The sequence below is a fragment of the Corynebacterium sp. genome, assembly GCF_030826625.1.
Lineage (GTDB): Bacteria > Actinomycetota > Actinomycetes > Mycobacteriales > Mycobacteriaceae > Corynebacterium.
Map to the genome: position 1 here is coordinate 1 of NZ_JAPJNQ010000083.1, position 9,280 is coordinate 9,280.

Consider the following 9,280-nt stretch of genomic DNA (forward strand, 5'->3'; position numbering starts at 1 on the left):
GTGGAAAGACCACGGCGAGCTCACCGTCGACCTGTCGAAACCGACACTCGTGATCGCCGGTGATGAGGCCTGGCGTGTTGACGGTCTCGAGGACGTCCCTACGATTGCCGAGCCTAGCGCCCCGGCCCCGTATGTGCCGGTCCACCCAGCCGCAGCCGCGATTTTCGCGAAGGCGGATGCCGAGGTCGGCGATTATTATGTGCGCACCAAACCCGCCCAGGTCATCGTCGTGGGGCATCCGACGTTGCACCGCCGCGTGATGGGGCTGATCACCGATCCGGACATCGAGGTCATGGTGTTATCGCGCACCGAGGATTTCCTCAGCCTGCGTGATGGCAACGAGGCCCGCGGTACCCGCGTGAAGACCACCGGAGAGCCCACCCGTGAGTGGCTCAAGGTCTGCGAAGCGGCCTCGTCGTTGGCGGTGCAAGCTGTGCGCGATGTGCTTGACGACGACGCCCATGGCTTCACGGGCCTGCATGTCGCAGCCGCGGTTACCGATACTTTGGCCGTCGGCGACACGGTGTTTGTGGGCCCGTCGAATGCGATCCGGGATGTGGCTTTGACCGGGTTGCCCTTCGACGGCGTCGATACGTATTCGCCGCGCGGGGCCGCTGGCATCGACGGCAATATTTCCCAGGCGATCGGTGTTGCGGTGGCTGCGCAGTCGTTGCGTGCCGACGAAATCCGCGCTCCGCGCACCGTCGCCTTGCTGGGGGATATCACCTTCCTGCACGATGTCGGCGGGCTGCTGCGTGGGGTGGACCAACCGGAACCGGAAAACCTCACGATCGTGGTTTCCAACGATGACGGCGGCGGCATCTTCGAATCGCTCGAGGTGGGCCAACCGGGGTTGCGGCGTGATTTCGAGCAGGCTTTCGGCACCCCGCATGGGGTGGATATCGCGGCGATTTGCGCTGGCTATGGCATCGCTTATCAGCGTGTCGAGTCGCCGCAAGAACTTCTCGAGGCATTGACGAGCCAGGCGGAATCCCCGGAGCCGGTCGTGGTCATTGAAGCAGCCACGACGCGCGCGACGCGCCGGGCGTTGCACGAGGCTATCGCTTCCGTCGTCGGGGGATAGCGGCGAGTTTCTCATGGCAGATTCCACCCCGAACCCGGCTAGCGCCAGCTCGGCGCCAGACAATCCGGCCCCGACCAACGCTAACCCGGCCAGCTCGGCGCCAGACAATCCGGCGCCGGTCGATCCGCAGCGCTACCGCCGGCAATGGCGCCGCCGCTTGCACCAACTGGTTGCGGCGTTGTGCACGGCCGGCCTGTTGGGCTCGTTTGCCATGATCGGTGGTACGGCATCGAATGATCGTCGTATCGAATCGGATCCAGGTCGCGCCCTGGCGACGGTGACGGGTACGTCTTTGCTGCGCACCACCGTGGAATTTCGTGACGACGCGGGCCTCTACCAAGCGCCATCAACTGGGGTGTTGTATCCGACGGGCTTGGCCGAAGGCCAGCAGGTCTGGGTGCAGTATTCGCGTGAGAACCCGGACCTGGTGAAAGTCGCAGGGCGCGGTTGGATGTTGGCGATTATCCCGGGGTTGAGCGTTGCGGTGCTCGTCGTGGTGGTCACCTTGGTGCTGTGGCGGCTGATTTCTTTTGCCACCCGCCCGAAAAAACCCGAGCAGAACCCGAAAGAGACCAGGCAGCGGTGAGCGCACCGGCCCACCTTCGCGTCGCCATCGTTGCCGAGTCATTCCTGCCACACGTCAACGGGGTCAGCAATTCGGTGCTGCGTATCCTCGAGCACTTGCGCGCATCCGGACACGAGGCCATTGTCATCGCCCCTGGCGCGCACGGTCGCGGCCCCAATCACCCCGAAATTTCTCACTACGCTGGCTTTCGCATCGTCCGCGTGCCGACGATCCGCCTGCCGTTCGTCGATTCCTTACCCATTGGCTTGCCGACGCCCACTGTTTTCCGGACGTTGAAAGAATTCGCCCCGGATATCGTCCATCTCGCCAGCCCGTTTGCGTTGGGGCGCGGTGGTGGTTGGGCGGCCCGGCGCTTAAAGATTCCCCGGGTGGCGGTTTTTCAAACTGATATTGCGGGTTTTGCGGGGCGCTACCGGCTGGGGGTTTTGCAGCGTGCGACCTGGCGTTGGATCCGCCGGATGCACAATCATTGCCAGCTGACCCTGGCGCCGTCGACAGAAACTATCCGGCAGCTGGAAGCCCACGGGGTGGAAAATCTTGCTCGCTGGGGGCGTGGGGTGGACACGGAATTGTTTCACCCGGACAAACGCTCGGAGCGCCTACGCCGCGATTGGATTGGCCAGCGCCCGCAGTCGACGACCGTGGTGGGCTATGTGGGCCGACTTGCCGCCGAAAAGGGCGTGCACCGGATCGCGACCCTTGCCGGTCGTGACGACATTCAGCTGGTCATCGTCGGGGATGGCCCGTGCCGTTCTGAGCTGGAAGCCGCGATGCCGAATGCGGTGTTTTGCGGAGCACTCAGCGGCAGCGACCTCGCGGCTGCCTATGCCAGTTTCGATGTTTTCGTCCACCCCGGTGAGCTGGAGACTTTTTGCCAAACCATCCAGGAAGCGCAGGCTAGCGGCGTGCCGACGATCGCCCCGCGGGCGGGAGGCCCGGTCGACCTCATCGACGACTACGTCAACGGGCGGTTGCTGGCCCCGGAAACCTTCGCTGACGAGCTTGTCGATGCCGTTGCTTGGGTGGTTGCGCAATCTTCGGGAACAGAGGGTGAGGCGGACGACAGTCTGCGTGGTGCCGCCCGTGCCGGGGTGGAGGAGCGGACTTGGGAAGCGGTGTGCTCGCAGCTGGTGGATTATTATCGGGCGGTGCTGGATTCGTCGTCAAGCACGGCAGGTGGTACGGCTTAAGCCATTGCCTGCGGCATGCCCTTCGCACGGCCAGCGCAGTGGCCTAACCCATGGCGCATCTGCGGCACGAACCACAGAATTATTTTCGGCGCGGATTGCCGAATTACTACCGCGTGGGATTCCGGGGGCGGCACCGATTAAGCTGGTGGCGTGGATTCTTCAAATAAGCCAGAGCAGGGCAACAACTCCCAGCAATCGCCAAAGCCTACCCGCGCGACACTGGAGAAGACGCCGGTGGATGTGGCGTCGATGTTTGATACGGTCAGCAAGAATTATGACCTGACCAATACCGTGCTCTCGCTCGGTATCGATAATTATTGGCGCAAGCGCACCCGTGAGCGTCTGGATCTGCAGCCCGGGGATAGGGTGTTGGACTTAGCAGCCGGAACCGCGGTGTCTACCGTTCAGTTGGCGCGCTCCGGAGCCTGGTGCGTGGCCTGTGATTTTTCGACCGGAATGCTGGCAGCCGGTGCCCACCGTGATGTGCCCAAGGTTGCCGGTGACGGCATGCACTTGCCGTTTGCGGACGATAGTTTTGATGCCGTCACGATCTCGTATGGCCTGCGTAATATCCACGACTTTCGTGCCGGGCTGCGGGAAATGGCGCGGGTCACCAAACCGGGCGGCAAACTCACCGTCGCCGAGTTTTCCACGCCGGTGATTCCGGTGTTTAGCACCGTCTACAAGGAATATTTGATGCGCGCGCTGCCGGTGATTGCTCGGGTGATTTCGTCGAACGCGGAGGCCTATGAGTACCTGGCGGAATCGATCCGCATGTGGCCGGATCAGGAGACTTTGGCTGCTGAGATCAACGCGAATGGGTGGATTGAGTGCGGTTGGCAGAACCTGACCGGTGGGATTGTGGCGCTACATTCGGCTGTGAAGGGTTAATTGTTCTGGGTTGGGTCTGATTGGGCTTACCGTAAAGCGTCAAGAAAAATATACGACGCCATTGTGAGATTTTGCTATTGTGAGATTTTACTGGAATCATATTCGCCGTCCGTAAGCTTAGTTGGTGGCCTATAATGATAATATTGTCTGTTTTGATAATTGCGATAGGCGTAGCGGGCTTATCTGCTATCTATGAAGTTAAACATGGGAATCGGCCACGAGCCAGGATAGTGGGCTGGGCTGGAGTTTTCTTAGCATTACCCGCTGCATGGATTCTTTATCGCGCTACTGCCGGAGGCCTCCAGGAAATGTCTCTACTTGAAGTCATCGCGATTGCTGTTTATATTTTCGTGCTTCTGGTGTTTGTAGAAACAAAACTCGTGCTGTCGGAGCGTAAGAACACCGCAGCCACGAGTGACGAAAATACTAAAAAGCCCAGATAACCAGATAAGCTGGGCAGATTCCTCAAAATCGTCGGTGGCTTTGTTTAGCCTTGTTTAGTTATGTCTCGCCATTGGCTTTGGCATCGCAGGTTCCCCATGTTTCCTAAACCCCGTATTCCCTAAACCGTTGCATCCCACAGCGGCGTGTCGGCCCGCGCCGTCGCCGCATATTTTCCTGCCTTCTTCCATAACCGGGAAATCAGATCCCGGTCTTCGTCGGTAACTAAATTGCCCATCAACCGAGCCGCCGCTGGCATTAAATAGCGCGCCGCCGGGCCCCGCAACCCTAACGGGCCGAACACAGGCAAAAACTGCGGATAGGTCAAAAGCCGGGCCGCAGTGCGTGCCCACATGAACGCCTCACCGAAATGCGCCCGCAACACTTCGGGCCATACCAGGGTCAGGTCCAGCCTTGTGAGCTGGTTTTTTCCTTCTAGGTCGCGACCTGCAGCAGGTGCGGGGTGAGCACCCGCGCCACCGGAGCCTGCCCCCAACAGTCCGATCGCCAGTTCTGCGGTTTCCAGCCCGTAGTCGATGCCCTCACCGTTGAGCGGATTCACGCACGCTGCAGCGTCGCCGATCAGCATCCAGTTTTTCCCGGCCACGTTCGACACAGCCCCGCCCATGGGCAGCAGTGCCGAGGCGATGTCCTGCGGTTTCCCCAACTTCCAGGCTGCCTGCTGCTGCGAGGCATAAAATTCCAGCAGTTTCTTCGTGTTGATCGCCGCTGGCCGTTTGCTCGTCGAAAGCGCCCCGCATCCCAGGTTCACCGTCCCGTCGCCAAGCGGGAAAATCCACCCGTACCCAGGCTGCACGGTCCCGGCTTCGTCGACCAGCTCCACGTGTGAGTGCATCCACGGTTCAGCAGAATATGGCGAGCTGCAATACGAGCGCGCGGCAATGCCGTAGACCTCGCTGCGGTGCCATTCGCGCCCTAGCTTCTTGCCAAACGTCGAGCGCACCCCGTCGGCCACAATCGTCCACCGCGGACGCAACGTCATCTCGCTTGCCGACGGCTGCTGGTCGTTTGTTGGCTGTTGGCCGCCCAATCGTGCCGACTGCTGGCCACCAACCCGCCGCACGGTGATGGTGTCAATGGCGTTGTGCTTGACGACGACATCAGCGCCCGAATACCCGGTCCATACCCGTGCGCCTGCTGCCGCAGCTTGCTGCAGCAGGTAGTGGTCAAGATCGCGCCGTGGCCAGGCCGTGCCCGTAGCTCCGAAATGTCCGTCTGGCCATGCGGCGGTCACTGATCCGCCAAAGCCGTGCAGCTGCAAGCCCCGGTTGCGATATCCCGGGTTCACCCCATCTAGAATCCCAAGCTCGCGCAGCTTCGCCATCGCACGCGGGGTAAGCCCGTCGCCGCAGGTTTTATCGCGCGGGAATGTTGCCTTGTCCACCACGATGACGTCCCATCCTGCGCGCGCGGCATAAATCGCAGCTGCAGCTCCGGCTGGGCCACCGCCGATGACCACAACATCGCAGGTCACATCGTTGGACGGGATTTCGTCGGCAAGCATCATGGCAATTATTGTTGCACGAGCCCGCCCCCGGAAGTGTTTTGCCCTGTTATGTCGACTACTGTTAGGACGGGAAATATGGGAACGAATGAGCGCAAGGATAAACCTCGGATATGACCACTGGCCGACACCAGTCAACTGGTTACACCCCCGCTGTGGATTTGGGGGATGAACAGCTCAATTCGCGCATCGCTGCCGGGATGGAAACGGTCGAAGACCTGCTGCGTTCGGAGCTTTCGCGCGGTGAGGATTTCATCACGGATAAGGTTTTGCACCTGACTAAGGCTGGAGGCAAGCGCTTCCGTCCGATGATGGCGCTGCTGGCGGCGGAATATGGCCCGCGCCCCGAAGCGGTAAATGTTTACAAAGCCGCTGGTGTCGTGGAGATTGTGCACTTGGCGACGCTGTATCACGACGACGTGATGGACGAAGCCGACCAGCGCCGCGGTGTGGAATCGGCGAACTCGCGGTGGAATAACTCGGTGGCGATTTTGTCCGGCGATATTTTGCTGGCGCATTCTTCGCGCATCATGTCCGAGATGGATAGCCTGACGGTTCGCCACTTCGGTGAGACCTTCCAGGAATTGGTCACCGGGCAAATGCGCGAGACGCTTGGTGCCGGTGAGTCTAACCCGGTGGAGCACTACCAGAAGGTGATTCAAGAAAAGACTGCGGTCCTGATTGCTTCTGCTGGCTATCTGGGCTCCTATCACGCGGGGGCAGACGAGCCGACGCAGCGTTCGTTGCAGACTATCGGTGGGGCGATCGGCATGATTTTCCAGATCGTCGACGACATTATCGATTTGTTTTCAGATCCGAAAGACTCGGGCAAGATTCCGGGCACGGATTTGCGTGAGGGCGTGTTCACGCTTCCAGTGCTGTATGCGTTGGAGGAGGACAGCGCGGCTGGTAACGACCTGCGTTCGCTGCTGACTGGCCCTCTGGAGGCCGAAGATGACGTGCAGCGGGCGATTGCGCTGATCCGAGAGACCGAGGGGCGCGCAAAGGCGCTTGCCGACGTCCAGGCGCATTTGGACGTGGTGGATCGAGAGCTGGATAAGCTGCCGGATATTGCGGCGACTCGCGCGTTGCGGTTGCTCGCGGAATACACCACGCGCCGGGTGGGCTAGCGCGAACTGTGCATGTGCGCACGCCGGCGGTTTGGGCTTAACTGGGGTGAGGGCGCGCAATGGTTATGGTTGCGTCCTGAGCTGGTTGTAGCGCTAACACCCTGGAGCTATCAACGTAGAGATATCAACCTACGGTGCCATCAACCTACGGTGCTATCAATCTGGAGCTATCAACCTACGGTGCTAAAAAGCTGCCCTATAGTGGTGATTTGGGGAAACGCTGGGTGTCTATAGTAGGGTAAATAACCGCACCAAATGGTGCACGCCAGGTTGCCCGAGCGGCCAAAGGGAGCGGACTGTAAATCCGCCGGCATTGCCTTCAGAAGTTCGAATCTTCTACCTGGCACAGCAGATGAAACCCACGCGATGATTCGCGTGGGTTTTTCGCATGCCTGGGCTACGGCCCTTAGGATCCAAGACGGGTTATGGGGTTATGCGGGGTTAAACGACAAAAAGTGGGGCTAAACGACACAAAGTGTGTCTGATCGGGGGTGTCGACCAGAGCTTGGTCCCGTTTTGCAAATAGGCCTCCTGAAACCGGCCATTTTCGTTCACTATTTGTAAAAAAGACACCATCGACATGATTGTCGGCAGACATGATTACCGGCGATGGGCTAAGCGGGAGACGAAGCAAAAAGCGGGGGTATGCGACAAAATGTGTATGGGTGTGTCTGGGGCTGTTACCCCGTGGTCGGGGTTAGGTGCCTATTCATCCTTTCTGTACGCCTAGGTTGTGGTTATAGGCGGTTGGGAAGCGTTGTTGTAGAGGGCTGGTCGTCCTGTTTGCTGGGCGGCTTTGTTTTTTGTTGTGGGGCACCTCAGTGTTGAAGTGTGCTGACAGTTGCCGGTCTGGACGAGTTTTCGTTGTGGGGATTATAAATGCGGTGTTTTTAGCTCTTGCTCTGCGTCAATGACACCCACACGGACACACTTTTTGTCGTATATCCTCTCCAAGCGGTCGGGCGAGAGAGGTGTGTTGGTTCTGCCTGAGCGGTGGCAAAGCATAGGTAATGAATAGACAAAAAACATGTCTTAACCTTGCGATTTGTGTACTAACACTGAACTGGGTTAGGCTATGTGAGGCTTCAACGGAGCGCAACAAAGTAGATCGAAAGACTGCAAAGTTGGTTTCGAGGCTGCGCCCCCTTAGCTCAGTCGGCAGAGCGTTTCCATGGTAAGGAAAAGGTCGACGGTTCGATTCCGTCAGGGGGCTCTGTTGCTGTTTAGGGTCGAACACCTTAGACGTTGCAACACCAGGCGGTGTAGCTCAGTGGTAGAGCATACGACTCATAATCGTTGTGTCGCGGGTTCAATTCCCGCCATCGCTACTGGGATTTTTCCCATAACCTCAAGCCTTGCACTGACCGCATCTCGGTCTGCTAAGGTGAAGGATGCTGCAGAATACGGTGGGCCCAAGGTATCACCGGTCTGATAAACAGCAACCTCTAGGGGCGTGGCGCAATTGGTAGCGCAACGGTCTCCAAAACCGTAGGTTGCAGGTTCGAGTCCTGTCGCCCCTGCCATAATTTTCATGAGGTCATTCACCGAGGTCAACTTTAAGGCCGCTCGAGGACACTGACCACTCGAGGACACTGAGGAGTCATTGACGTGAGCGAAGAGAACAACGCCACCGGCGGTCCAGCTCGTCCAGTCGGTAAGCGTCAACGCTCCGGTGCGTCCACCACCTCCCGTGCTTCTTATGAAGCTAAGCATGTCGTCAAGGTAGATAACTCTTCTGTCCAAGACGATAAACCAGGCGGTGGCCCAGCCCGTTTTGTTCCGGAAGTTGTTTCCGAAATGGGCAAAGTTGTTTGGCCTACCGCGAAGCAGATGGTGCAGTACACCATCGTTGTGTTTGCATTCCTTTTTGTTTTGACTGCGCTTGTCTGGAGCATCGACACTGTCGCCACCATGGGAGTTGAAGCAGTCCTTACTCCTTAGCTATAATTGCTTCATATCAGGTTGTGATCCCGCTTGTCCCTCGATGGATAAGCGGGATAATTTATGAGCGCAACCAGTCCACGACATATTCAACGACATATTCACCCAGGCACAAGGGAGCGCTACAGTGAGCGAAGACACCCAGAACAACGAAGATCAACAAAACACCAGTGACGTATTCGATGACGTCACTCCAGAGGTAGCCAAAGCAAGTGAGGCTGCTGAGTTGGCGGCGGAAGAAGACCGTGAATCGCTCGGCGAAGGCTATGACGCTGACTCCACCGATTTCGCCAAAGACCACGAAGAAGCGCTCGAGGCGGTTGGTGCAGAAGCTGCGGTTGGCGCTGGCGCAGACGGGACTGATGGACCTGAATCCACTAATGCTGGTGAAGCCGGAGGACCTGGCGAACAACTCGACGAGGATGTTGCTTACCGACGTCGTCTGCGCGAATTCACCAAGGAGCTGAAAAAGCAGCCTGGTCAGTGGTACAT

At 58.8% G+C, this 9,280-nt stretch carries 8 protein-coding genes, 4 tRNA genes and 1 pseudogene; 12 read left to right on the plus strand and 1 reads right to left on the minus strand.

The genetic code is table 11. The features are described 5' to 3' along the window. From RCH87_RS09090 to RCH87_RS09110, 5 genes are all read left to right on the plus strand, one after another. Positions 1-1,084 (plus strand): thiamine pyrophosphate-binding protein (locus RCH87_RS09090; RefSeq protein WP_306516386.1); only part of this gene is annotated, 1,084 nt, incomplete at its 5' end. Positions 1,085-1,097: 13 nt separating this feature from the next. After that, a complete protein-coding gene (locus RCH87_RS09095) occupies positions 1,098-1,670 on the plus strand; it encodes a DUF3592 domain-containing protein (RefSeq protein ID WP_306516387.1) in 573 nt (190 codons plus the stop codon). Then, positions 1,667-2,860, plus strand: a complete 1,194-nt coding sequence (locus RCH87_RS09100; protein ID WP_306516388.1) for a glycosyltransferase family 1 protein — start codon at positions 1,667-1,669, stop codon at positions 2,858-2,860. The genes RCH87_RS09095 and RCH87_RS09100 overlap by 4 nt, the downstream gene beginning before the upstream one ends. 150 nt (positions 2,861-3,010) lie before the next feature. After that, positions 3,011-3,751 (plus strand): demethylmenaquinone methyltransferase, encoded by a 741-nt coding sequence (locus tag RCH87_RS09105; protein ID WP_306516389.1) that lies wholly within the window; start codon positions 3,011-3,013, stop codon positions 3,749-3,751. A gap of 143 nt (positions 3,752-3,894) precedes the next feature. Further along, positions 3,895-4,194, plus strand: a complete 300-nt coding sequence (locus tag RCH87_RS09110; RefSeq protein WP_306516390.1) for a hypothetical protein — start codon at positions 3,895-3,897, stop codon at positions 4,192-4,194. A 119-nt stretch (positions 4,195-4,313) separates the two neighbouring features. Here RCH87_RS09110 and RCH87_RS09115 read toward each other — a convergent pair whose 3' ends face one another. After that, positions 4,314-5,720, minus strand: coding sequence for a geranylgeranyl reductase family protein (locus RCH87_RS09115; RefSeq protein WP_306516391.1), 1,407 nt, complete (start codon positions 5,718-5,720; stop codon positions 4,314-4,316). 110 nt (positions 5,721-5,830) lie between these two features. Between RCH87_RS09115 and RCH87_RS09120 the strand changes: the two genes are divergently transcribed. The 7 genes and pseudogenes from RCH87_RS09120 to RCH87_RS09150 form a co-directional block, all read left to right on the plus strand. Then, entirely contained in the window at positions 5,831-6,847 is a 1,017-nt protein-coding gene (locus RCH87_RS09120) for a polyprenyl synthetase family protein (protein WP_239211932.1), read from the plus strand. 264 nt (positions 6,848-7,111) lie between these two features. Further along, positions 7,112-7,193 (plus strand) — tRNA-Tyr (locus tag RCH87_RS09125). A 794-nt stretch (positions 7,194-7,987) separates the two neighbouring features. Further along, positions 7,988-8,060: transfer RNA gene (locus RCH87_RS09130), tRNA-Thr, on the plus strand. Between the two features lie 43 nt (positions 8,061-8,103). Further along, positions 8,104-8,175: transfer RNA gene (locus RCH87_RS09135), tRNA-Met, on the plus strand. Between the two features lie 119 nt (positions 8,176-8,294). Further along, a tRNA-Trp gene (locus tag RCH87_RS09140) sits at positions 8,295-8,370 on the plus strand. Between the two features lie 85 nt (positions 8,371-8,455). Then, on the plus strand, positions 8,456-8,788 hold the full coding sequence (gene secE / locus RCH87_RS09145) for a preprotein translocase subunit SecE (protein ID WP_306516392.1): 333 nt from the start codon (positions 8,456-8,458) through the stop codon (positions 8,786-8,788). 127 nt (positions 8,789-8,915) lie between these two features. Continuing rightward, a pseudogene (locus RCH87_RS09150) lies at positions 8,916-9,280 on the plus strand (transcription termination/antitermination protein NusG); the annotation flags it as partial.

What these genes read in the sequence shown, in the direction of transcription:
- RCH87_RS09095 (WP_306516387.1), top strand. Translation starts at nt 1,098, where the DNA reads ATGGCAGATTCCACCCCGAACCCGGCTAGCGCCAGCTCGGCGCCAGAC.
- RCH87_RS09115 (WP_306516391.1), bottom strand. Translation starts at nt 5,720, where the DNA reads ATGATGCTTGCCGACGAAATCCCGTCCAACGATGTGACCTGCGATGTT.
- RCH87_RS09120 (WP_239211932.1), top strand. Translation starts at nt 5,831, where the DNA reads ATGACCACTGGCCGACACCAGTCAACTGGTTACACCCCCGCTGTGGAT.